Below are 23,048 nucleotides of genomic sequence, written 5' to 3'. Positions count from 1 at the left end.
TGCCGGGCCGGGGCGGCGCCATGCGCCCGGGGTGGTTTCCCGGGAGCGGGCGGCTCTGTAGGGTCGCCTCGATCATCCGCAGCCCGCTATCCGCAGTCGCAGTGAGAAGCATGTCCCAATCCCAACCGCGTGCCGGCCGTCCTGCCCTCGCCAGCTGGCTATCGACCGGCAACAGCATCACCCAGCAGTTCATGGCGATCGGCGGGCAGGCTGATTTCGTCAGCCTCGCCGGCGGGCTGCCGGCGGCGGAGCTTTATCCGGTTGAGGCGATGGCGGCCGCGCAGGAGCGGACGCTGACGCGCTGGGGCTCGGCGATCCTGGAATACGGCCCGATCGAGGGGCTGCCGGCGCTGCGGGCGGCGGTGGCGGAACGGGTTTCGGCGGCGAGCGGGCGCTGCTTCGGCCCGGAAAACGTGCTGCTTACCACCGGCGCGATGCAGGGGCTCGATCTCGTCGGCAAGCTCCTGGTCGACCCCGGCGAGCTGATCGTCTCGCAATTCCCGACCTATCTCGGGGCGCTCGACGCCTGGCGGCCGCGTGCGCCGCGCTATGAGAAGCTCGACTGGAGCCTGCAGGCGCCGGGCCATGACGTGGCGCTGCGGCAGGCCAAATTCGTCTATGCCGTGCCGAATTATTCGAACCCGACCGGCGTGCTCGTCTCGCAGGAACAGCGGGCCGGGCTGCTCGACAAGGTGATCGAGGCCGGGACCTGGCTGGTCGAGGACGACCCCTATCTGCCGCTGCAGTTCGACGGGCCGGCCGGGCCCGGCATCCTCGCCCATCATGCGCAGCGCCAGCCGAACGGCGCCTATGACGGGCCGGTGATCTATCTCGGTACGCTCTCGAAGAGCCTGGCACCGGGAATGCGTGTCGGCTGGATCGTCGCCGAGGCCTCGCTGATCGCGGCGCTGGCGCTGGTCAAGCAGTCGACCGACATCGCCTCCAGTCTGCTGACGCAGGCGCTGGCGCTCGAAATGATCGAGAGCGATTTCGAGGCGCAGCATGTGCCCAGGATCGTCGCGACCTATCGCGAGCGGCGCGACGCGCTCTGCGCCGCTGCCAGCGAGCATCTCTCCGACTGGTTCGAATGGGAGGTGCCGCCCGGTGGCATGTTCGTCTGGATGCGGGCGAAGACGCCGGAGATCGACACCGACGCGCTCTATGCCCATGCGCTCCAGGAGAAGGTCGCCTTCGTGCCATCGAGCGTCTTCGATCCCGATGGCGCCCTGAAGAGCGCGATGCGGGTGAACTTCACCCGCTCGGCGCCGGATGTGCTGGGCGAGGGCGTGCGCCGGCTGGCGCGGGCGACAAGGCGCCAGCTCGAAGCGCGGCCGAACCGGGCGGCCTGACCGGTTCGCCTTGTCTCAGGCCGGCTTCGCCACCAGCGCGCTGGCCTTGCCGCCGCGCATGGTGATGCAGAAGGCGGCGGCGAAGAGGCAGAGCGCGCCGGCGATGAAGAAGGCCGGCAGATAGCTGTCATAGGCGGTGCGGCTGAAGCCGGCGCCATAGGCGGCGAAGGCGGCGCCGAGCTGGTGGCCGGCGAAGATCCAGCCGAAGACGAGGTTCGCCTTCTCGCCGAAGCGGTCGGCGGCGAGCTTCACCGTCGGCGGCACGGTCGCAACCCAGTCGAGCCCGTAAAAGACGGCGAACAGAGCGAGGCCGTAGAACGAGAAGCCGGTGAAGGGCAGGTAGAGCAGCGAGAGCCCGCGCAGCCCGTAGTACCAGAACAGCAGCCAGCGGCTGTCATAGCGATCGGAGAGCCAGCCCGAGCCGACCGTGCCGAGGAAATCGAAAATGCCGATCACGGCGAGCACGCCCGCCGCCGTCACCGCGGCCATGCCGTAATCGCCGCAGAGCGCGATGAAATGGGTCTGCACCAGCCCGTTGGTGCTGGCGCCGCAGACGAAGAAGGTGCCGAACAGCACCCAGAAAGTGCGGGTCCGTGCCGCCTCGCGCAGTGCGACGAGCGGCGAGACGAGCATCGCGCCGAAGCTCGCGGGGGTTGAGGGAGGTGGGACGATCTTCGTCTCGCCATAGGGCGCGAGCCCGACATCGACCGGCCGGTCGCGCATCAGGGCGAGAACGGCGAGCGCCGCGACGACGATCAGACCGAGTACCAGCAGCATGGCGGAGCGCCAGCCGACCTGATCGGTCAGCCAGGCGAGCAGAGGCAGAAAGACGAGCTGGCCGGTCGCGGTGCTCGCGGTCAACAGGCCGACGACGAGGCCGCGCCGGTGCGAGAACCAGCGCGTCGCGACGGTGGCGCCGAGCACCATGGCTGTCATGCCGGTGCCGAAGCCGAGCACGACGCCCCAGAGCAGCATCAGCTGCCAGAGCTCGGTCATGGCGAAGGAGCCGAGGATGCTCGCGGCGATCAAGGCGAGCGCGACGGCGACGACCGGGCGCAGGCCGAAGCGGTTCATGAAGGCGGCGGCGAAGGGGCCCATCAGGCCGAACAGCGCGAGCCGGATCGCCAGCGCTGAGGAGATTTCGGAGGTCGCCCAGCCGAACTCCTTCTGCAGCGGCCCGATCAGCACGCCGGGCGCGCCGACCGCGCCCGCCGTCACCAGCATGGTCAGGAAGGTCACGGCGGCGACGATCCAGCCGTAATGGATGCCATGGCGGGCGAGGGCGCCGGCGAGGCCTGAAGGGGCAGGTGGGGCGGCGAAGTCCGGTTGCATGGCGGCTTCCTGTCGCGGGTAGATACCCGTATTTGCGTGAAGGAATCAGAGTGAATCGAGGGCGGAGCGCAGCTGCTTCATGAAATCGGCCCCGAGGCGGTCGTCGAGGGCCTTCTGGGCGCCATCCCAGAGTGGGGCTCCGTCGGTCAGGACCTGTCGACCGGCATCGGAGAGCTGAACGATCGCCTCGCGTTGGTCTTCGCCACGTCCGAGCGCGACGAGGCCCATCTTCTCGAGCACGCGGACATTGCGGCCGACGGTCGAACGGTCGAGGTCGACCCGGTGGCCGAGCTCGGTCAGCGTCGCCGGCTCGATGCGGGCGATCGAGCGCATCAGGCTGAACTGCGCGATGTTGACCCCGACCGGCGCGATCGCCTCGTCATAGAAGGCGATCATCCGCCGCGAGGCCGAGCGCAGGGTCGTGCAGATGCAGGGCGAGGACATGGGTGCGGGTATATGCCCGCGATCGAGCGATTGCAAGTCACAATGCGTGCCAGGCTGATCCCTGTTGGCGAGGCCCGTCATGCTCGCCCTTGTGGCGAGCATCCACGTCTCGAACGCTTCGCGCACCCAGTGGGCAAAGGCGTGGATGGTCGGGACAAGCCCGACCATGACGCGGGAAGGGCTGCCTCTAGTTCCTCGCGCCCGGCAGCTTGGGCAGCGGCAGGAAGTCGACGCCTTCCTCGTTCAGCATCTTCGCATCCTCGGCCGTTGCCTCGCCATAGATGGCGCGGCCCTCGCTCTCGCCGTGATGGATCTTCAGCGCCTCCTCGGCGAAGCGCGACCCGACATGCTCGGCGTTCTTGGCGACATGATCGTGCAGGGCGGTTAGCATGGCGCGGAAGGCGACTTCCTTCTCGCCCATCAGCGCGACGGGCGCGGGTGTCGCCGGCGCTGGAGCTTCGGCGGCGGGCGTTTCCGCCGGTTCGGCCTGCTCGGACGGGCGCGGGCCGCGATCCGTGCGCGCGACCGCCGGAGCCATGACGCCGCGCTCGATCTTGATGCTGTCGCAGAACGGGCAGGCGACGAGGCCGCGCCTGGCCTGTTCGTCGAAACCGGAGGAGCTGGCGAACCAGCTCTCGAAGCCGTGGCCATTATCGCAGATGAGAGCGTAGCGGATCATGTCTTCTCTGGTCGGGGCGCCACAATGCGCGGCGTGCCGAAGCGTCTCAAGGGCTCAATCAGTTAAAATGGGGCCTGCCGCCTCCGGCGCCAAGCCCGCGGGGCCGCATCATTCGGCCGCGTCGCGCTGCGGGCGCTCGGCCTGCCAGGTCTCGACCGTGAAGGGCCGCGTATGCCGCAGGCTCGGAATCCGGGTGCGGGCATTGGCGACCTCGGCGAGGTCGATCTTGGCGAGGATCACGCCCGGCTCGTTGCCGGCCTCAGCCAGGACCCGGCCCCAGGGATCGACGATGATCGAATGGCCATAGCTCTCGCGGCCATCCTCATGCACGCCGCCCTGCGCGGCCGAGACCATGAAGGCGCCGTTCTCGATCGCCCGCGCGCGCTGCAGCACCTGCCAATGCGCCTCGCCGGTCTGGCGGGTGAAGCAGGCAGGCGCGGTCAGCATGAAGGCGCCGGCCTCCGCTTGCGCCCGGTAGAGATAGGGGAAGCGGACATCGTAGCAGATCGACATGCCGACCAGCCCCCAAGGCGTCTCGACCAGGGCCGCCTCGGCGCCGCCGCTGAAGGTGTTCGACTCGCGCCAGGTCTCACCATTGGGCAGATCGACGTCGAAGAGATGGATCTTGTCGTAGCGCGCGGCGATGTTGCCCTCGGGGTCGATCATATAGGCGCGGTTGGCGATCTTCTCGCCGGCCTTGACCGAGAGCGAGCCGATCTGCAGCCAGATCTTGCGGTCGCGCGCGGTCTCGCGCAGCCCGGCGAGGACGTCATGGGTGTCCTCGGCCTGACAGGTCTCGCGCAGGCGCTTGGTGTCGCGCTCGCAGAGATTGGTGACCTCGGGGGTCTGGACGAACTGCGCGCCCTGGGCGACGGCCTCGCCGATCATCCGCACCGCATCGTCGCGGTTGCGCAGCGGATCGCGACTCGAACGCATCTGGACGCAGGCGGCGATGAAGCGCGTGCCGGACATGGCTCTCTCCGTTCAGGCGGCGAGCAGGGCGTCGAGCTTGCCCTGCGCCTCGAGGGCGTGAAGATCGTCGGAACCGCCGACATGGCTTTCGCCGATGAAGATCTGCGGCACCGAGGTCCGCCCGCCGGCCTTGGCTGTCATCGCCTGGCGCAGCTCCGGCTTGCCGTCGACGCCGATCTCCTCGAAGGCGACGCCCTTCTTGGTCAGCAGGGCCTTGGCGGCATGGCAATAGGGGCACCAGCTCGTGGTGTAGATCGTGACTTGCGGCATCGCTCGGGTCCGGTCGCTGTCTCCAGCCTTCGTATATAGGGCCGGCTCAGCTTTCCGTCACGACCCGGGCGAAGCTCAGCATGTCGACGGCCGTCGCCCCGCCGCGCAGCAAAGCGCGGGCGGCGGCATTGGCGGTCGCACCGGTGGTCAGCACGTCGTCCACCAGCAGGACGCGCCTGCCTTCGAGACGCGGGCGCATCGCCGGCGGCACCTTGAAGGCGCCCTGCAGGTTCTCGCCGCGCTGCGCCCGCGTCAGCCCGACCTGCTGCTTCGTCCGCTTGACGCGGGCGAGCGCCTGGTGCTCGCAGGGCAGGCCGGACTGCCGCGCCACCACCTGCGCCAGCGCGGAAGCCTGGTTGAAGCGGCGCGTCCAGAGGCGGAAGCGATGCAGCGGCACCGGCACGACGAGGTCGCATTCCGCGGTCAGCTCATGGCCGGCCTGCGCCATCATCCTGCCGAGCATCAGAGCGAGTTCAAGCCTGTCGCCATATTTCAGCCGGTGCACCAGCTCGCGCGCCGTGCCGTCGAAGCGGCAGGCGGCGCGGGCCCTGGCGAAAACCGGCGGATCGGCGATCGCGGCGGGCGAGACCAGCCCGGCGCCGAGGTCGACCTCGAAGGGCGTGCCGAGGCGCTCGCAAAAGGGCCGCTCGATGAAGCCGATCCCCGACCAGCAGGCGGCGCAGAGCCCCTGGGCCTGGTCCGTTGCTGCCCGGCAGGCGATGCAGGATGGTGGATAGATCAGCTCGACCAGTCCCTTCAGCCCGGCGCCGAGCCAGCGCCTGCCGCTGCGGAGCGCTCCGCCGGAGGCGATTGCCATCGTCTTTTGCAGCTTCTGCGGAAGGCTCATCCCCGCAATGCCTCCGCGGCGAATGGATTTTGGCTTTTTGCCGTGCGAGCCTCTCCGGGCATGTCAATTCGCCGGGCGGACCCTATCTCAGAATCGAAGGCGCGGCCCGGCCCGCAAGGCCGGCACGCCGTCTCCCCTCCCTCCGGCCGACCGGCCGCCTCCCGACAAGGACCGCCAAGATGAGTCATTCCGGCGCTTCCGTCAGCGCTTCCTCTGCGAAGCTGTTCACGCCCTTCCAGCTTGGCGATCTCACGCTGAAGAACCGCGTCGTGATGGCGCCGCTCACCCGCAATCGCGCCAGCAAGCATAATGATGCGCCGAATGCGCTGAATGTCGAGTATTACCGCCAGCGCGCCGGTGCTGGGCTGATCATCACCGAGGCGACGCAGATCTCGCAGCAGGGTCAGGGCTATATCTGGACGCCGGGCATCTATCGCGACGCGCATATCGCCGGCTGGAAGGCGGTGACCGACGCCGTCCATGCGCAGGGCGGCGTGATCTTCGCCCAGCTCTGGCATGTCGGCCGGGTCAGCCACAGCGTGCTGCAACCCGGCAACCAGGCGCCGGTCGCGCCGTCTGCCCTGCGGGCCAACACCAAGACCTATATCGAGAGCGGCTTCACCAAGGTTTCGGAACCGCGGGCGCTCGCGCTCGACGAGATCCCCGGCATCGTCGCCGACTTCGTCCGGGCGGCTGAGAACGCCAAGGCCGCCGGCTTCGACGGCATCGAGCTGCACGGCGCCCATGGCTATCTGCTCGACCAGTTCCTGCGTGACGGCTCCAACAAGCGCGACGACGCCTATGGCGGCTCGATCGAGAACCGCGCCCGGCTGACGCTGGAGGTGGTCGACGCCGTCGCCCAGGTCTTCCCGAAGGGGCGCGTCGGGATCCGGATCTCGCCGGTCAGCCCGGCCAACGATGCCCGCGACCAGCATCCGCAGGCGCTGTTCGGCTATCTCGTCGACGAGCTCGACAAGCGCGGCATCGGCTTCATCCATGTCGTCGAGGGCGCGACGCGCGAGGCCCGCGACTATCTGCCCTTCGACTATCAGGCGCTGCGCAAGGCTTTCCGCGGCGCCTACATTGCCAATAACGGCTTCACCCGCGCGCTCGCCATCGAGGCGGTCGAGAAGGGCGAGGCCGATCTCGTCGCCTTCGGCCGGCTCTTCATCGCCAATCCCGACCTGCCGGAGCGCCTGCGCCGCGACGCGCCGCTGAACACGCCGGATACGGCGACCTTCTATGGTGGCGATGCCCGGGGCTACACCGACTATCCGGCGCTCGCCGGCCCGGATGCCGCATCGGCCGTCTGAGGACTGTCTCGTCGCCGCCCTTCTGCGGGGCTGGCGCTTGCCGGCCCCGCCCGCGCGGATGCTTTCCGCCGCACTGGGCGATTCGCCCTCCGAACCGGCGCCTTGTTGGCCCAGACAGGCTTCGCGCCGGTGGCTCGGGGGCCAGCATAGGCTTTCGGTCCCCGGATACGATCCGCAGCACGAGCCTCGACACGATGCCGGGACACTGGGGAATGCGGGGCGTTCCGGTCCGGGCAGGAGCGCTTCGCAAGGCTGGAACCATCACGAAATGCCGGCGAAGCGGGCATTTTGACCCTGCTGGTCCGGCAGGGCAGGGCGCCGACGCGCGGACGGGTGGGATGAAGCCGAACCGGCCACCCCGCGCCTGTGTGAAGCTTTTGTCATCGCGGTGCAGGAAAGGCTTGCAGTGCGGGCAAGGCCCGACTATACGGACGGCCTGCCGCGCTGCTCCCTTCGTCTAGCGGTCTAGGACGTCGCCCTCTCACGGCGAAAACAGGGGTTCGAGTCCCCTAGGGAGCGCCATTTTCGCCGGAAATCCTTGATTTTTCAGCGTTTTTATGCGAGGTTTAGCCTCGCTGCGACGGCTGGTAGGAATTCTGGTAAGAATCCTGGTTAGAATCCGGCGCTCTGGAGGTGCCGGATGGGCCGCATCAACGCCAACGGAAATCCGTTTCTCGTCGAACGCGCTGAAGGCGGTTTCACCTATTTCCGCAACATCCCGCCTGCGCTTCGGGCTGCTGCAGCGGGAGAGGTCGCATTGCCATGGACGGGCGAGCGACGCGCGGTTGGTGGACGTGCCACCATCAAGATCGCACTAGGCACGCGTGACATCGCCCTCGCGCGCAAGCGTTGGTTCGATGTTCACCCGCAAGTCGAGGACATCATCGAAGTCGCGCGCCTTCGGCTGGTCCGATCGAAGCGTCCCGAAACGCCGCGCGCGGTCACTGGCTTGTCCCCGTCGGATATCGAAACGATGGCGAAGCGCTACTACCAGCAGATTCTGAGCCGCGATGATGACGAGGCGTTGAGTGACGACACGCTCGCCGACGAGACGGAGATCGTCCTGGAGGAGGCTGGCTGGTCGAAGTCCGATCCGGGCGCCATCCGGGCGGCGCGGCGAGAAGCGCATGAGCGCGAACTCGGAGCGCTAACGCGCGGCTTGGAGGACATGAAGGCCTTCGACTACGACAGCTCTTCTCTTGTTCCGAGGCTCGCCTCGCTGACCGCCGATGGGCATTCGGAGGCCAGCGCTCGCGCGATCAGGCAGATGCTCGACGATGCTGTCGGAGAGAACGAGGTCGATGCCGTTCTCGCCGAAAACGGCGTGATCATTCCCCGCGTGCATCCCGATCGCCGACGGCTTGTTCTTGCCCTCTTGAGAGCAGGGATGGAAGCCCATCGGGACGTGCTTGCGCGACTGAATGGAAAGCCCGTCCAGACGCCGGTTCCGGTCGAGCCGCTGAAGCTATCCGACCCCGACGAAGGTTCGAAGTTGCGGGATGCCTACGAGGCCTGGAAGCTCCAGCAGAAGCCGGCCGACAAGACAGCAGAGGAATACGGTGTCTATGTCGAGCGTTTCATCGCCATCAACGGCAACCTGCCGATCCGCTCGATCACGAAGAAGCAAGTCCTTGCCTATCGCGACGGGTTGAGCCTCTTCCCGCGGAATGTACCGGCCGACCTCCGGGAGGCCAGTGTCGCAGTCATCCAGGAATGGGCGGCGAAGAACCGGGCGAAGCTTCTGTCGCGGAGCACGATCAACGACAAGGCGATCGGAGCGATTTCAGCGATCCTTGCCATCGCGCTGAATCACGACGAAATCCCGAGCAATCCCTGTGCTGGGACGAAGTTCAAGCTCAAGGAAGGCGAGGTTGTCAAACGCCAACCGTATACCGACCAGGATCTTGAAAAGCTTCTGGCCTCGCCCGTCTTTTCCAAGGGGACGCGCTATTCCGCAGGCGGAGGCGAGGCGCAGAAGTGGCTGCCGCTGATTTCGATGTACAGTGGCGCGCGTCTGGAAGAGATCGGTCAGCTGCGGACGGCGGATATCCGCTGCGAAGACGGAATTCATTACTGCGACATGGAGACGATCGACGATACGCCCGGCCAGGAGACGCGCCGGAAGACCAAGTCGTCGCGGCGCAAGGTCCCGATCCACCAGCGTCTGATTGACCTCGGGTTGCCGACATACGTCGCTGCGCAACGGAAGGCAGGAGCGGTTCGGCTCTTTCCCTTGCTGACGCCGTATCGTGGGAAGATCACGCACGGGTTCAGCAAATGGTGGGGACGCTACGCGCGAAAGTTCGTGCCGGCTGAGGAAAACAAGACCTTTCATAGCTTTCGCCACCGCGTCACCGATCAGTTCCGCAACCAGGCCAAACCGCTCTACGCGGTCATGCAGGAGGTGCTTGGCCACGATGTCTCCGACACGACGAGCGGGTATGGAGCCGGCTTCGATTTGCCAACGCTCAATTCCGCGGTTCAGGCCCTCGATTATGGCCCGAAGGTCGAGAAGGCCCTCAGGGCCATGGCAACCGTCGGCGTTTCGTCGGCTCGACGATAGCGCTAGCGCCGCGCCGACATTCCGCACGTATGCGTCGGCTAGAAGGACCCTTCCTTCTTGATTCCCTGCCCGCGCGACACCCAACTCACATTTCGGGCCGGCGGACCGAGCGTGACATGTCGGTGGATGATGACCTCGATGATCCTGATCAGGCGTCCGCAGGCCCGGCTGGTAGCGCGAGCGGAACGGCGCCGTCAGGAACGCATCATCCTGCAATGGGAGAAGGTTTTCGCCGCAAATGCGCGGCCACTGCGTTGGAAACCAGCGCCCGACGGCGCCAGCCGACCCTTCCGGCAGGAGCGCGCTGCCGATCGGCCTTTTGGAGGGCCGCTTGTCGATAGTCGTCATGATTTGGTCCTTTTCGTGCAGGGTTCCCCCGGGGCATTCCCGTTTCCTTCTTCTCCGTGGCGACTTCGATCAGCGCAGAGCTGCCTTGAGCATGCTGGGCTGCCATCGCACCGGCGATGCAGGATGGCAGGCAAGGCCGAGCGGGTCGCGCGTGCGTCATGAGCGAGTGCGGACACGATAAACGGATTCTTGGGTGCTCTCACGATACAGCAGGCCGCCGCGTGTGCGGCGGGCGACGTGGCGACCAGCCGGGGGCAGCAGCGGTGAGAAAAAAGGACGATCCACCGCCATCCGACCTCGATCTCCTTCGCAAGATCTTGTCACCGACGGGTGCCTTCATTGAGTTGTTTTCCTGGCAGGGAGAGGGCTTTGCCTCCGTTCCCATCGGCGCAGGTCGCCAAGCCTTCGCGGTCGCGTCGCGTGGGTTCAGGGCATGGGTACGCCGAGAATTCCTGCGCGAGCACAAGCGCCATCCATCGCCTCATGCATTGCGGACGGCGATCAATGAAATCGGTGATCATGCAGCCGATGAACCGGAGAAGCGCATTTTTCGCCGTGTCGGTTCAGACGGAAAAGACTGGTTTATCGACCTCGGCAACGAAGCGCGCGACGTCATCGTCATCAGTCAGGGTTTATGGAACCATGCCACGCGAGCACCGGTGCATTTTGCCAGAAGCCGCGCGATGCGCCCCTTTCCCAAGATTCGCAGCCAGGGTGCGGTCAATGGCAATACGAACGAGCTAGATGTCGCTTGTCAGGCTAAGCATCGAGAAGCGTTCAAGGCTTTCAAGGCGCTTCTGAACCTTGATACCGCTGATGATTTTCAGCTTCTCATGACGTGGTGCGTATGCGCGCTCACTCCGGATGGTCCCTATCCAGTCCTGACCGTATGTGGTGATCAAGGCTCTGCAAAATCGACGCTTGTCCGACTGACCCATGAGTTGGTCGATCCAAGCAGCGCGCCTTTGAGATCGCTGCCCTCTTCGGAGAAGGACTTATTTGTCTCGGCCAGCAACGCCCGTCTCCTTGCTTTCGACAATGTCTCGCGCATCTCGGCGCCGATGAGCGACAATCTGTGCAAGATTTCGACGGGCGGAGTTTTCGCGATGCGGCGGGCGAGGACCGACGCCGACGAGGTTTATCTCGAGTTCAAAGCTCCGGTCATCCTAAATGGAATCGGGGATCTTATCCTAAGACCTGATCTCGCCGATCGTGCCCTGGTCATCAACACGACTGCGTTTCCTGAGGGTGGCCGCCGCGATACCGCATCCGTCAACAAGGCCTTTTCTGCTCTTGCACCAAGATTGACGGAGGCCCTGCTGGATCTTCTCGCTTTTGCGCGTCGCAAGTTCTTGAGCGAGGAGTTCGGTGAATGGAGCCCGGGCCCCCTGCCGCGCATGGCTGAATTCGCGATGCTCGGTATCGCGATCGAGGATCTTTTCGGCGGGCCTGGAAGCTTCATGAACGCCTATGACAAAAATAGGCAGACTGCGGCGGACGAACTTGCCGAGCTGGATCCGATCCTGCTGACCATCCTCGAACTGTGGGACGAGAATAAAAACTGCTGGAGCGGAACGATGCAGGAGCTCCAAGCCGAAATCGCCCGACGCCTGAAAGCCTCGGGTTCGCGCCTTCCCGTTCCCACCGGTCTCGCCCAGATCTCAAGCCATGTGAAGCGGATCAAGCCGATCCTCATCGCCAAGAAGATCAACGTCGCGTTTCACCGAGCCAAAACCAAAGACCGGCGGCGCACGCTCCATTTGTTTTAGCTTCTGGCAAAAATCGTGGGTCAGCCATTCTCAGCCTCGTTCGGACGATCCCGGACGGTGATTTCACTGCTGGCCCAGGTAGCGTCCGCAATCACCCCTGCTTGAATCTATCGAACGAGCTTCGGAGGCGGAGGTCGCTCAAGCTTCGAAAAGGCTGCGAAAGGTCAGCCGTTGCTGGAATGGGCCGCCGATGCCGGCACTCGCTCGAGGAGAGCTGACTTCGTGATCCGAGCCGTTCAAATCAGGCGATATTGCCCAGCGGGTCCTTGCCGGACGCTGCGGACGCTGCGGACGGCGAAATCAAGAAAAAGGTCTCATTCAAATTTTCCTGCGCCCATCCCGCGAGAAGCTCCTGACTGCGATATGGGGGCGACCCGTGGGACTCCCGGGGTGCGACGAGCCCGCGCGATCACCCCGGACCTACCACGGTCCTCTGAGCTTGTTCTCGCGACAGAACAGCGAGGGAGCGCGTTCCTGTCGGCCAGATATGAGACAGGTCGATTATTGGCCTATTCGGCTGCCCTGGTTCGGGTGGAATCTCGGTCGCAGCTGTTGCTCCGTCCTCCTGCTCCGAGCACGCGAACGGACCGTCACGGCTCTCCCTGCGCGCCGTGGCGCCTGGAGCGTTGGATCGATACGCGGCGGCCCGCCATGGCCGCGATGGGGCTTCAGCCCCATCGCGGCAGTCTCATCGTGCGTCTGGGGGCGACGAAGGTGCGGCCGGGGCTGATGTACTGGCTCACCCCGGCCGAGGTCGTCTATGTCGTCTTCAAGGCTCACACCGACGCGACCAACCAAGCGCTGGCAGACGTGATCGACCGTGGGGTTTATCTGGCTCGCCAGATGGCGATGCCGGAGCCAGGGCTGGGCCAGTGGCCTTGGCGCCTGGTGGCCGGGGGGTGTGCCAGCGATGCTTAGGCGCCCCGACCATACCCTGATCTTCGACCGGCTGGACTTCCGGCCGTTGGGTGGGCGCCTGTGCGTGACGTCCCTCCAATTGGCGACGGAGATCGGATTCGAACGCCCGCGCCAGCTTGATCGGTGGATCGGCCATCACCTTGAGAACATGGCGGGAGTTGACGCGCCGCAAGCCATCGACGCCACCATCAGGATCGGTCGCCGCAGAGTTCGCAAGTCAAGATCGTACTGGCTGACGCAGGCGCACGTCTACTACGTCATCATGGAGTGCCGGACACCTCAGACGAAGGACGCTCTGGTGGACCTCATCTGGGACATGAAGCGAATCCAGGACGAGATGGGGGTCTCGGTCTTCGAGACCTTCACATGGTGAGCGCGGCGCAGGAACCCTGATCCGCCTTGCGCCGCTTGCGCCGCCTATACCCAGGGCCGGCCGACTTCGGAGGCCGGCCCTGTTTTCGTGGCGGCGCGGTGGTTGCGGAGGGGCTGGATCAGGCGGCATCTGCGCAGCCTGTGACCTGCGACCCCAATTTTTGTCCTGGTTTAGGTGGAGTCTGCTTTCGCGTTCAGCAAGTCACACATCCGTAGGAGCGCTCAGGCTGTGCAGCGCCGATACCGTTGAAAAAGTCGGTCTGCGGGCGAGGCGATCACGGGCGGCGATTTGCTGGCGAGCGTCTTCGCCTGTCACGCGGCCCTGATCTGAGGTCCATTCGGGAGGAGGTTGGCGAGCTTCCTGAGGTTCTGGGCTACTGCGGCGAGGTGGAACTCGTCTCTGGCGCCGTTTGGACCGCGTAACCAAGCCGATCGAGATTCAGGATGCGCTTGAGGTGGGCGAAGAGCATCTCGACCTTCTTCCGCTCGCGCCGTGAGACGACATAGGCGTCGGTCTGGGCGATGTCCCTTGCCATGTCGCGGGCTCCCTCTTGAATCGAGCGCAGGAGCTTGCGAGCGGGCATGTTGGGTGAGCACCGCGGCTTGTGGGCGATCTCCTTGATCGTCTTCCCACGGATCGAAAACTCGCGCCGGATCCGCGCAATCGTATCCACGCCCTTCATCCCCCGCCCGCCCATCCGAAACCAGGACGGGCAGTCTCACCGAAACCGGCTCAAGGGGGTCAAAGTTGGACGCCGATCCCCCGCCTCATGGGGTCAAACTTGCACGCCGAAACACACCGTGATGGCCTGGCTTTCCTCCAGAGCACAGAACGGATTGGGCTGGCATAGGAGCGCCCGCTTGCATTTAGCGTCCCAAGCTTCGCACGCTGCGAGCAACATCTTGAGTTTGCTCTCTTCTGGACTGTCCTCGATCGCGCCCATCAACCGCTCGATAAGCCGGCCGGCGGTTTCGCGCTCTTCGGTCGTTCGAATCTCAATGTTGATCGGCATGTAGAACCCCGGCTGCAGCGATCAGTCCGCCGCTCCGACAACGCCCACCCCCCTAGTTACTTTGCCGAAAGGAACTGCACTCCGGATAGCCCGAACGATGAAATCAGCCGGGCTACCTCGGAAGGGCGCTGGCCCGGCTCTGTGTCTAGAACCAACATGCCGATCAACGCGGGTGAAGCAGGCGACAATCGGGTGCCCACCGATTTGGCGGCGGGGCAGCACCGTTCCACCGCTCCAATCTCCGTCAGGCAGCACGTTCAGCCAGTTGGCTTCTTCCTCGGATGAGAAAGCAGATGGTTCTGCGCTTCGCGGCTCAGTAAAACTTGGGCGCCGATCCGCTTTGCCAATCGCTCCGCTGCCTCGATGGTCTGGAAGAGATTAGGCGAGTGCCCATACTTGGCCCCGGTCGCGTCCCGCGCGGCCCAGCCCTCGCCCGATCTAAAGATGGTAAGTCGCCCAGACATAGAGTTTGGCCCTTGTTGGTGGGATGAACCCCAAAGGCCAGAAGCGGTTCCTCTAGAAAACTGATCCTTGATCGGCGCCGTAAACTCCTTACCCATGCCGGCCCGGAGCTGCGGGCTATTGCCGCCAAGCCCCAGACAACCACCCCCAAGCGCGGACTGCGACGAGCGCGCAGATCAAAGTCAGCAGCGTAAAGGTGTTGGGGCGGATCACTGTCGGGGCTGGTGTTTGGCCTGCTCCTGAGCGGCGCGGGCAAGCATCACCTCAAGTTGAGCGAGAGCGGACTGCGACAGCACCAGCCGGAGATCGGCATCTGCTTCCGTTGCGAGGCTGATCATGGGCCCCTCTGCAGGATCGGCGCTCACAACCACCTCGGAGACGCTGATGACTGGTATCTCGATAGTTGGCTTTTCTGACATGGCTGCAATTCAGCCCCAGGCCGGTTTTTGAGGCAACACCATCGCCGTGCGACGATGACGTATCATCGATCCAGCAGGCTCAGTGCGCCGTCATATTTCGCGAGAAGATTGTCTCGCTTGCCCGCCGGCAACACAGCGAGCCGCGTCCTATCCAGATTGTCTCGGAGATCGGCGATCTTCACCGGCCGGGCCAGTTCGTTTGCCGCGGCCCTGAAGATGAAGTCTTGGGAGGCTTCGCCCTCCGGGCGCGTCAAAGCTTTAATCGCGTCCACGATCGGTTCCGAGAAGCCTTCCCGCCGGAGATCCTCTGCCGTTACGTCACTATCTTCGATCACGTCATGGAGGACGGCAATGATAGCGCGCTCTTCGTCTCCAGTCCGGCGCGATGCGGAGCAGGTGGGGCTGACGGCTGCGTCGCGCCAGCTGCGGACATTCGCCCCACGCCCGAAAGCCGACCTTGAGGCCAAACAGAGGGGCTCCTACCGATATTGAATCCAAAGCGTGAGCGGGGACATCACAGCAACCGCACCGCCCACATGCTCCCAGGGCTCGTCGCTCAGCGGTCGCCTAAGCTCCGCGTTACGAGCCGGTTGAGCCTTTCGGCGAATGCATTTGCGTCTGTCGGGCGTTCGCCGTCCAAAACGCGGGCGGTGTCCAAGAGAAGGTGTGCGACGTCACTGCGTAGCGCGCCGTCCTCGACAGCGGCGAGAGCCGCGACCACCGCATGACGCGGGTTGACCTCCAGGATCGGCTTGGCGGCACTGTCGAGGCGGCCGGCAGCGCTGAGCAAGCGCTCGAACTGGCGATCCGGCCCCTTGTCGGACGCCACGAGGCAGACGGCACTCTCGGTGAGCCGATCCGAGGTCCTGACATCCGCGACCTCGCCAGCCAAAGCTACCTTCATCGATGCGAGCAGAGCGCCGACCTCCTGGCTCGTCTCGGCTGACGGCGACGCCGCACCACCGAGCAAGGGAACGAGGCCAAGATCAGCCGCGCCTTGCGTCACCGACTTGAACGGCTTGCCCTCGAATTCCGGCATGCCCGAGACCCAGAAGCCGTCGATCGGATCGGACAGCAGCAGAACCTCGATGCCGCGAGCCCGGAAGCCTTCGAGCTGCGGCGAGTTCGCTATCCGGCCCGCATCGTCGCCGACGATATAGTAGATCGCCGTCTGGTTCTCTTTCAGCGCGCCAACATAGTCCTTCAGGCTCCGCCAGTCTTCGCCGGAAGCCGTGGTCCGGAAGCGGGAGAGATTGAGGAGTTGCCCGCGGCGTTCGAAGTCCTCGTAGAGCCCTTCCTTGATGACCGCGCCAAAATTCTCCCAGACCAGGGAAAACGTCGCGGCATTCTGCTCTGACAGCTTCGTAAGATCGGAGAGCACCCGGTTGGTGACGCCTTTCTTGATCGCGCCGAGCAGCGGGCTGTCCTGAATCATCTCACGGGAGACGTTGAGGGGCAGGTCGGCCGTGTCGACGATGCCGCGGACGAAGCGCAAATAGCGCGGCATCAACTCGGCTTCGTCGGTGATGAAGACGCGCTTCACATAGAGCTTGATCCGCCCCTTGCGCTCGGCGTCGAAGAGATCGAACGGGCGTGCGCCCGGCACGAAGGCGAGCGCGCTATACTCGTGCCGGCCCTCGGCATGGAAATGGATGGTCGCGGCCGGCTCGTCATATTGCCCAGCGACGCTGCGATAGAAATCGACATACTCATCCTTGGAAATCTCGCTCTTCGGCCTGGTCCAGAGCGCGGCGCCGTCGGCAAGCGTGGCCGGCTCCGCTCCCGGCTTCTCGACCAGCATGATCGGCACGGGGACATGGCCGGACTGCTGCTTGACGATGCGCTCCAGCGTCCAACGCTCGGCATAGGTCTTGGCATCGTTCATCAGATGGAGCGTCACCCGCGTGCCGCGCGCGGGAGCCTCGTCCAATGCGATCGGCGCCACGGTGAACTCGCCCTTACCGTTCGAGGACCAAGCCCAGGCCTCGTCGCTACCGGTGCGGCGGCTGACGACCTCGACCTCGCCGGCGACCATGAAGGCAGAGTAAAAGCCGACACCGAACTGGCCGATGAGCTGGGCGCCTTCCTTGCCCTCGGCCGTAGCGACACGTTCCATGAAGCTGCGTGTGCCGGAACGGGCGATGGTGCCGAGCGCCTCGATCATCTCGTCGCGGCTCATGCCGATGCCGTTATCGGCGATGACGAGCCGGCCCGCCTCGGCGTCCGCCTCGATGGTGATGGCGAGCTTGGGCTCTTCGCCGAGCAGCGCGGGATGGTCGATCGCTTCGTAGCGCAGCTTCTCGCAGGCATCGGCGGCGTTCGAGATCAGCTCGCGCAGAAACACGTCCCGGTCGGAATAGACCGAGTGCACCATCATGTGGAGGAGGCGGGAGACGTCGGCTTCGAAGCTGCGATGTTCGGCGGTCGCGGTCGTCATCGTTCGGATTTTCCAGATAGGGTCCTGATCAAGGCGAGTATGGCGTTCAACCGCGCGGTCGCGAACTCTCCCGCGCCGGACAATTGGGTTTCGATGTGAGCGGCGACCGTCTGCCAGGTTGCCGATCCATCCCGTGTCACGACGGCCAGGAGATTATCCTTGAGGCCATAAGTTGCGCTCTCGACGTTGGTGATGAGGGCCTTGAAGCGGTCGGAAGGCGAGAGGTCATTAGTTTCGGGCATCGGTCATGTCGGACATCTGATGCGATTGAGGAAATCTGGGGGGATTTCACGGGCCCCTCGCTTAGGCCTTCTCGCAAAACCGATCGATTGCACGCTGTGCGAGATCCTCCTCGTCGAACGCCAGTGGAACCAGTGAAGCCACGATATAGGCGAAGTTGTTTCGCTCCTGTTCGCCGGAGCCCTCCGGACGCCACGGCTTGAGTTCCGCCCATGCCTTTTCAGGAGCGGCCTCTGCACGGGCGAGCTCGATAGGATCGGTCAGCGACGAAAAGGGCATGGCTTCCCTCGGGATGCCTAGGAGATCGCGGCGCTGGCAGAGGGCGCCACGGAAGCCGCGGCGCCCTCCTTGCTCAATAATCCATGCCGCCGGCCGGCATCACCGGAGCCGCTTCCTTCTTCGGCAGCTCGGCGATCATCGCCTCGGTGGTGATCAGCAGGCCCGCGACCGACGCCGCATCCTGGAGCGCCGTGCGCACGACCTTGGTCGGGTCGATGATGCCGGCCTTGACCAGATCGCCATATTCACCGGTCTGGGCATCGTAGCCCCAGGCATAATCGGAAGACTCCAGCAGCTTGCCGACCACGACCGCGCCGTCACCGCCGGCATTCTCGACGATCTGGCGCGCAGGCGCCGTGATTGCCTTGCGGACGATCTCGACGCCGGTCTTCTGGTCGTCATTGGCCGGCTTCAGGCCTTCCAGCGCCTTGACCGCTCGCAGAAGGGCGATTCCGCCGCCCGGCAAGATGCCTTCCTCCACTGCAGCGCGAGTGGCGTTCAGGGCGTCGTCGACGCGGTCCTTCTTCTCCTTGACCTCGACCTCGGTCGCGCCGCCGACGCGGATCACCGCGACGCCGCCGGCGAGCTTGGCCAGACGCTCCTGGAGCTTCTCACGGTCGTAGTCCGAGGTGGTCTCCTCGATCTGCGCCTTGATCTGCGCGACACGGCCCTCGATCTCGATCTTGGAGCCGGCGCCGTCCACAATCGTGGTAGCCTCTTTCTCGATCCGGACCTTCTTGGCGCGGCCGAGCAGGTCGAGCGTGACGTTCTCCAGCTTGATGCCGAGATCCTCGCTCACGGCGGTGCCGCCGGTCAGGATGGCGATGTCCTCGAGCATGGCCTTGCGGCGATCGCCGAAGCCCGGCGCCTTGACGGCGGCGATCTTCAGGCCGCCGCGGAGCTTGTTGACGACGAGGGTGGCGAGAGCCTCGCCCTCGACATCCTCCGCCACGATCAGCAGCGGCTTGCCGGTCTGCACGACGGCTTCCAGCAGCGGAAGCATCGTCTGGAGACTAGAGAGCTTCTTCTCGTGGATCAGGATATACGGGTCCTCGAGCTCCGCGACCATCTTCTCGGTGTTGGTGACGAAATAGGGCGAGAGATAGCCGCGGTCGAACTGCATGCCCTCGACGACGTCGAGCTCGGTCTCGGCGGTCTTAGCCTCCTCGACCGTGATGACCCCCTCGTTACCGACCTTCTTCATCGCCTCGGCTATCATCGCGCCGATCGTGCGGTCGCCATTGGCGGAGATGGTGCCGACCTGCGCGACCTCCTCCGAGCCGGTGATCGCCTTGGAATGCTCGCCGAGCGACTTCGTCACCGCCTCCACGGCGAGATCGATGCCGCGCTTCAGGTCCATCGGATTGATGCCGGCAGCTACCGCCTTGGCGCCTTCGCGGACGATCGCCTGGGCGAGCACGGTCGCGGTCGTCGTGCCGTCACCGGCCGCGTCGTTCTGCTTCGACGCCACCTCGCGGACCATCTGGGCGCCCATGTTCTCGAACTTGTCGGAAAGCTCGATCTCCTTGGCGACGGTGACGCCGTCCTTGGTGATGCGCGGAGCGCCGAACGACTTCTCGATCACGACATTGCGGCCTTTCGGGCCCAGCGTGACCTTCACCGCATTGGCAAGCGTGTCGACGCCGCGCAGCATCCGCTCGCGCGCGTCCTGCGAAAACTTCACGTCCTTCGCAGCCATGATTCCTCACTCCTTCAGACTTGAGGTTTCAGGTTGATGAGATGGGATGAAGGCCCCGTCAGGCCGCCTTCTTCAGAGTTGCCGTCGCCTCGACGACGCCCATGATGTCGGACTCCTTCATGATCAGGAGATCCTCGCCATCGATCTTGACCTCGGTGCCACTCCATTTGCCGAAGAGCACGCGGTCGCCGACCTTCACGTCGGGCGGCACGAGCTTGCCGATCTCGTCGCGGGCGCCGGGCCCGATGGCGACGACCTCGCCCTCCTGCGGCTTTTCCTTGGCGGTGTCGGGGATGATGATCCCGCCCTTGGTCTTCTCCTCGGCGTCGATGCGCTTCACGACGACCCGGTCATGCAGTGGCCGAAACTTCATGAGTTCCTCCAATTTCCATGTCGGTCACATGTCAAAGCGGGCCGGTCCTATGCGGGTCTCGCGGCGAGGTTCGCGCGCCCCTGAGGCGCCATGCCCGCGCGATGATCTAGGTTGCCCCATTTTTGCCTTCAAGAGGCTGGCAGCACTTTTTTCGTATGAGTGCTAACACCTTGAATTCTTGCAGCTAAGAGGAACTTTTCGACTTGCGGGCGCATTGGATTTGCGCTGCCATGCGCAGCGCAACCACGGAGCTGAAAAGGAATGGCTTCCACTGATTTCGCCCGTCAGATCGCGGGCTATGGCCTGACCACCGCCGGCATCCTCTATCGCCTGCCGGACCACCCTTCGATCCTGCAGGAATATGTCTGGCAGGACTACGACCTGGCGCCGCGCTTTCCGCAGCTCAACAAGTTCCTGGCCTTCTGGGAAGCCAAGTTGGACGGCAAGCTCTTTCGCATCACCGTGACGCACAAGGATCTGATCGGGCCAGCCGATCTCAGCGCGATCAATGGCGAATTCCACCTGCACTGAATTGGAAGCAGCCCGCGGGGCTGTTTCCTGATCGAACTCAGGCGAAATTCTGCGGGCCCGCTCGGCGCCCGCAGGAAATGAGTGCAATATCCGGAGCCAGGATATCCTGCTTCTAAGCAAAGGCGGCGAAAACGCCGCGTGCCGTCTCCGCCTCGATGTCGCCGCGCACGGCCGCCTGACAGGCCTTCATGGCAAAGCTGTGGGCTGGATCACGCCGTCCCGCGGGCCAATCTGCCAAGAAGACGCAGCGGACGAGATCACCGTGGGTCGCCCGAAGGCGGTCAGCACGATGATGGGCCGCTTAAACTCATCGAGCTTCATCCGTGAAGCGACGTCGCGAAGCGGGAGGAGGACAACCCCGTGTTTTCTCTCCAGCGTGATGTGAACTGGATCTTTGAGGACTTCTGGAAACGGTTCGATCAGCCGTTCGCGGCGTTCCGGCACTGGGCTCCTGATGGTCCGAGAACCGATGTTGCCGAAACGCAAAGCGCACTGGAGATCTCGATTGAACTTCCGGGCATTGACCAGAAGGAGATCGACGTTTCGCTCACCAACAATACCCTCACCATCAAAGGCGAGAAGAGGAGTAATCGCGAGGAGAGCAACAGAGGTTATTACCTATCGGAACGCTCCTACGGCTCGTTCTATCGCTCGATCCCCCTGCCGGGGGTCTCGACACGGACAAGGCCAGCGCCGAATTCAAGAACGGCGTCCTGATCGTGACACTGCCAAAAACACAGGAGGCGTTGTCGCAGGTGAAGAAGATCGCGGTGAAAGCGGCTAGGAGGCACTCCATGCGGCGGATCTCAGACCGCCGCATTTCGAACGGCGAAGGTGACGCAAGGCTGTCGTCAAGCTCGCTTGGTGTGAGGTCATCTTCACCTGTCCGGACATGATCAGGCGGTCGCGACCAGCCTCCTTGGCGAAATACGCACCCGATCGGCCGCTTCGACCAATGATCCAAAGCCTTTGACAGCGGTAGGATCGCCGGCATCTTTATCGCGGCGTTCGCCGCCTGGCTGTTCAAGCTGATCCGCGAAAAGCTCGGGCTCGACATCGAGGCGCGGCATCGCGAGGCATTGCTGACCGCGCTGACGCGGGGGGCGGGCCTCCTGATCGGGCGCCTTGGCTCCGGCGCGCTGGCGGCCCGGCGGCCCGTCGACGGCCCCGGATCGCCGAAGGCTTCACCTACGTGCAGCAGGCCGTTCCCGATGCCGTCGCGCGCTTCGGGCTCGATCCGGACGCCATCGCCGAGAAGCTCGCTGCGAAGATCGGTGTCGTTGCCGCCGGCGCCACTCGCGGCTGAGGAGCGCGCCCGTGGATATTTCCGGCCTGCCGGTGGTTCTGCTCAATGCAGGGCCATTGGGCGCCGTCGTGCTCTGGCTGCTCTGGGACCCGCCCGGATAAAGAGATCGCATCCGCCATCGCCTCGCGGGCTGTCTGAGTTTCGATGTTGGCGCTGTCGCGCGGAACTTTGCGCCCGCCAGTAAATTTTCTCCCGGATCTTGGGAGGATGGTGTGGAGACTGGGGCGCTACTCATCGGCATCGCTCTCTTCGGTCTGGCCGTTATTACAAAGCGCTGGCCGTACTAAAAACCGTCGCATGAGCACGCCAATTAGGCGGTCTCGCTAACGCGGGACGGGGCTTTGTCTCGTTTGTAGATGGCGCGTGGCAACGAGGCACCGCGGCTCGCAATTGGGACCAGTGAGCGTTCCCGCCAGCTCATAGGGCGCGCAAGTGGAGGAACCCGTCGCTGGGAGCATCCGCCGATGCATGTCGTCGAGCCTGCGATCAAACAGCGCGCCAGCGATCCAAAATCTCGCTGGTTGGGGCAACCGCAATCTGTTGGCTGAAGCGCGCGCGAAAGAGTCCCAGCAGGGCGTCGTGTCCCACATCCGAGTAGCTGCATACAGCGTCCGTCGCGATCACGACTTTGAAACCATGGTCGACCGCGCTTAACGCTGTCGAGAGCACGCAAACGTCGGTCTCGGCGCCTGACAGAATGACTGTGTCGGCCGACCGGTCACGGAGATGAGCGAGTAATCTACGGCTTGCAAATGCCGAGTAGACGGGCTTGTCGAACACATGGGCGGGCGGCGCGTACCGAGCCAGTTCTGGGACGAGCTCTAGCAGGTCCGCTTGGAGCCGATCACGCGTCGTGTGTGGCCAGCGGTCATAGAAATCGCGCCAGGCTCCGACCGCGTGGTCCATGGTCGAAGGCGTGATGAACCGTGTGAAAATGGTGGCTTGCGGATGGCGCTCCACCAAGGCGACACACTGCGGCAGCACACGAGCCATCCATGGCGTGGGCCACGGTCCTTCCGGACCGAACAGCCTCTGCATGTCGACGCACAAATGAACAGTACGTGTTGTCAGTTCAGGAAGACAGTCGCCCACAAGCTCTTTTCCAAAACGGCA

25 protein-coding genes, 1 tRNA gene and 1 pseudogene are annotated in these 23,048 nt (G+C 64.5%); 10 read left to right on the top strand and 17 right to left on the bottom strand.

The window, feature by feature from the left end:
• Window positions 1-110 precede the first annotated feature (110 nt).
• Complete coding sequence (locus tag J0J10_RS05710) at window positions 111-1,349, top strand: aminotransferase-like domain-containing protein (protein ID WP_291645651.1); 1,239 nt, start codon at window positions 111-113, stop codon at window positions 1,347-1,349.
• Between the two features lie 15 nt (window positions 1,350-1,364).
• On the opposite strand, the gene J0J10_RS05705 is transcribed toward J0J10_RS05710, so the two are convergent.
• From J0J10_RS05705 to J0J10_RS05680, 6 genes are all read right to left on the bottom strand, one after another.
• On the bottom strand, window positions 1,365-2,681 hold the full coding sequence (locus tag J0J10_RS05705; protein ID WP_291645650.1) for an MFS transporter: 1,317 nt from the start codon (window positions 2,679-2,681) through the stop codon (window positions 1,365-1,367).
• A 45-nt stretch (window positions 2,682-2,726) separates the two neighbouring features.
• Window positions 2,727-3,125 carry a MarR family winged helix-turn-helix transcriptional regulator gene (locus J0J10_RS05700; protein WP_291638216.1) on the bottom strand — a complete coding sequence of 133 codons (399 nt, stop codon included), beginning with the start codon at window positions 3,123-3,125 and terminating at the stop codon, window positions 2,727-2,729.
• Between the two features lie 187 nt (window positions 3,126-3,312).
• A complete protein-coding gene (locus tag J0J10_RS05695) occupies window positions 3,313-3,804 on the bottom strand; it encodes a DUF1178 family protein (RefSeq protein ID WP_291645649.1) in 492 nt (163 codons plus the stop codon).
• A 108-nt stretch (window positions 3,805-3,912) separates the two neighbouring features.
• A complete protein-coding gene (locus J0J10_RS05690) occupies window positions 3,913-4,776 on the bottom strand; it encodes a carbon-nitrogen hydrolase family protein (protein WP_291645648.1) in 864 nt (287 codons plus the stop codon).
• 12 nt (window positions 4,777-4,788) lie between these two features.
• Window positions 4,789-5,046, bottom strand: coding sequence for a glutaredoxin 3 (gene grxC, locus J0J10_RS05685; RefSeq protein WP_291645647.1), 258 nt, complete (start codon window positions 5,044-5,046; stop codon window positions 4,789-4,791).
• Window positions 5,047-5,092: 46 nt separating this feature from the next.
• Window positions 5,093-5,893: a ComF family protein gene (locus J0J10_RS05680; protein ID WP_291645646.1), complete on the bottom strand. Its 801-nt coding sequence runs from the start codon at window positions 5,891-5,893 to the stop codon at window positions 5,093-5,095.
• Between the two features lie 179 nt (window positions 5,894-6,072).
• Between J0J10_RS05680 and J0J10_RS05675 the strand changes: the two genes are divergently transcribed.
• The 6 genes from J0J10_RS05675 (at window position 6,073) to J0J10_RS05650 (ending at window position 13,177) form a co-directional block, all read left to right on the top strand.
• Window positions 6,073-7,206, top strand: a complete 1,134-nt coding sequence (locus tag J0J10_RS05675; RefSeq protein WP_291645645.1) for an alkene reductase — start codon at window positions 6,073-6,075, stop codon at window positions 7,204-7,206.
• 446 nt (window positions 7,207-7,652) lie between these two features.
• Window positions 7,653-7,728 (top strand) — tRNA-Glu (locus J0J10_RS05670).
• Between the two features lie 118 nt (window positions 7,729-7,846).
• Window positions 7,847-9,769 (top strand): site-specific integrase, encoded by a 1,923-nt coding sequence (locus J0J10_RS05665; RefSeq protein ID WP_291645644.1) that lies wholly within the window; start codon window positions 7,847-7,849, stop codon window positions 9,767-9,769.
• Window positions 9,770-10,275: 506 nt separating this feature from the next.
• The gene (locus J0J10_RS05660; protein WP_291645643.1) at window positions 10,276-11,886 is read left to right on the top strand and encodes a hypothetical protein; all 1,611 of its coding nucleotides are present in this window, start codon (window positions 10,276-10,278) and stop codon (window positions 11,884-11,886) included.
• A gap of 651 nt (window positions 11,887-12,537) precedes the next feature.
• Window positions 12,538-12,804 (top strand): hypothetical protein, encoded by a 267-nt coding sequence (locus J0J10_RS05655; RefSeq protein WP_291645642.1) that lies wholly within the window; start codon window positions 12,538-12,540, stop codon window positions 12,802-12,804.
• Window positions 12,797-13,177, top strand: a complete 381-nt coding sequence (locus J0J10_RS05650; RefSeq protein WP_291645641.1) for a hypothetical protein — start codon at window positions 12,797-12,799, stop codon at window positions 13,175-13,177. Before J0J10_RS05655 ends, J0J10_RS05650 begins: the two co-directional genes overlap by 8 nt.
• 311 nt (window positions 13,178-13,488) lie before the next feature.
• Here J0J10_RS05650 and J0J10_RS05645 read toward each other — a convergent pair.
• From J0J10_RS05645 to groES, 8 genes and pseudogenes are all read right to left on the bottom strand, one after another.
• Window positions 13,489-13,781 (bottom strand): annotated as a pseudogene (locus J0J10_RS05645) (transposase); the annotation flags it as partial.
• A 171-nt stretch (window positions 13,782-13,952) separates the two neighbouring features.
• On the bottom strand, window positions 13,953-14,189 hold the full coding sequence (locus tag J0J10_RS05640; RefSeq protein ID WP_291645640.1) for a hypothetical protein: 237 nt from the start codon (window positions 14,187-14,189) through the stop codon (window positions 13,953-13,955).
• Between the two features lie 671 nt (window positions 14,190-14,860).
• Window positions 14,861-14,989: a hypothetical protein gene (locus J0J10_RS05635; protein ID WP_291645639.1), complete on the bottom strand. Its 129-nt coding sequence runs from the start codon at window positions 14,987-14,989 to the stop codon at window positions 14,861-14,863.
• Window positions 14,990-15,132: 143 nt separating this feature from the next.
• On the bottom strand, window positions 15,133-15,342 hold the full coding sequence (locus J0J10_RS05630) for a hypothetical protein (protein WP_291645638.1): 210 nt from the start codon (window positions 15,340-15,342) through the stop codon (window positions 15,133-15,135).
• Between the two features lie 284 nt (window positions 15,343-15,626).
• Window positions 15,627-17,507: a molecular chaperone HtpG gene (htpG, locus tag J0J10_RS05625; protein ID WP_291645637.1), complete on the bottom strand. Its 1,881-nt coding sequence runs from the start codon at window positions 17,505-17,507 to the stop codon at window positions 15,627-15,629.
• 303 nt (window positions 17,508-17,810) lie between these two features.
• Entirely contained in the window at window positions 17,811-18,026 is a 216-nt protein-coding gene (locus tag J0J10_RS05620) for a hypothetical protein (RefSeq protein ID WP_291642818.1), read from the bottom strand.
• Between the two features lie 73 nt (window positions 18,027-18,099).
• Entirely contained in the window at window positions 18,100-19,725 is a 1,626-nt protein-coding gene (gene groL / locus J0J10_RS05615; protein WP_291645636.1) for a chaperonin GroEL, read from the bottom strand.
• Between the two features lie 58 nt (window positions 19,726-19,783).
• Window positions 19,784-20,098, bottom strand: coding sequence for a co-chaperone GroES (gene groES, locus J0J10_RS05610; protein ID WP_291645635.1), 315 nt, complete (start codon window positions 20,096-20,098; stop codon window positions 19,784-19,786).
• A 261-nt stretch (window positions 20,099-20,359) separates the two neighbouring features.
• Between groES and J0J10_RS05605 the strand changes: the two genes are divergently transcribed.
• Window positions 20,360-20,629, top strand: a complete 270-nt coding sequence (locus tag J0J10_RS05605) for an usg protein (protein WP_291645634.1) — start codon at window positions 20,360-20,362, stop codon at window positions 20,627-20,629.
• 112 nt (window positions 20,630-20,741) lie between these two features.
• On the opposite strand, the gene J0J10_RS27005 is transcribed toward J0J10_RS05605, so the two are convergent.
• Window positions 20,742-20,819 (bottom strand): DUF982 domain-containing protein, encoded by a 78-nt coding sequence (locus J0J10_RS27005; RefSeq protein ID WP_365879386.1) that lies wholly within the window; start codon window positions 20,817-20,819, stop codon window positions 20,742-20,744.
• A gap of 170 nt (window positions 20,820-20,989) precedes the next feature.
• On the opposite strand from J0J10_RS27005, the gene J0J10_RS05595 reads away from it, so the two are divergent.
• Window positions 20,990-21,346, top strand: coding sequence for an Hsp20/alpha crystallin family protein (locus J0J10_RS05595; protein ID WP_291645633.1), 357 nt, complete (start codon window positions 20,990-20,992; stop codon window positions 21,344-21,346).
• Between the two features lie 2 nt (window positions 21,347-21,348).
• On the top strand, window positions 21,349-21,525 hold the full coding sequence (locus tag J0J10_RS05590; protein ID WP_365879376.1) for a hypothetical protein: 177 nt from the start codon (window positions 21,349-21,351) through the stop codon (window positions 21,523-21,525).
• Here J0J10_RS05590 and J0J10_RS05585 read toward each other — a convergent pair whose 3' ends face one another.
• Both J0J10_RS05585 and J0J10_RS05580 read right to left on the bottom strand, forming a co-directional pair.
• Entirely contained in the window at window positions 21,526-21,699 is a 174-nt protein-coding gene (locus tag J0J10_RS05585; protein WP_291645632.1) for a hypothetical protein, read from the bottom strand.
• Between the two features lie 722 nt (window positions 21,700-22,421).
• Complete coding sequence (locus J0J10_RS05580; protein WP_291642676.1) at window positions 22,422-23,027, bottom strand: cysteine hydrolase family protein; 606 nt, start codon at window positions 23,025-23,027, stop codon at window positions 22,422-22,424.
• Window positions 23,028-23,048: the final 21 nt, after the last annotated feature.

The sequence above is a fragment of the Allobosea sp. genome, from assembly GCF_017308075.1.
In the GTDB taxonomy this organism is placed as follows: domain Bacteria; phylum Pseudomonadota; class Alphaproteobacteria; order Rhizobiales; family Beijerinckiaceae; genus Allobosea.
Note: the sequence above shows the minus strand (reverse complement) of the source record. Positions and strands in the feature narration are given on the sequence as shown.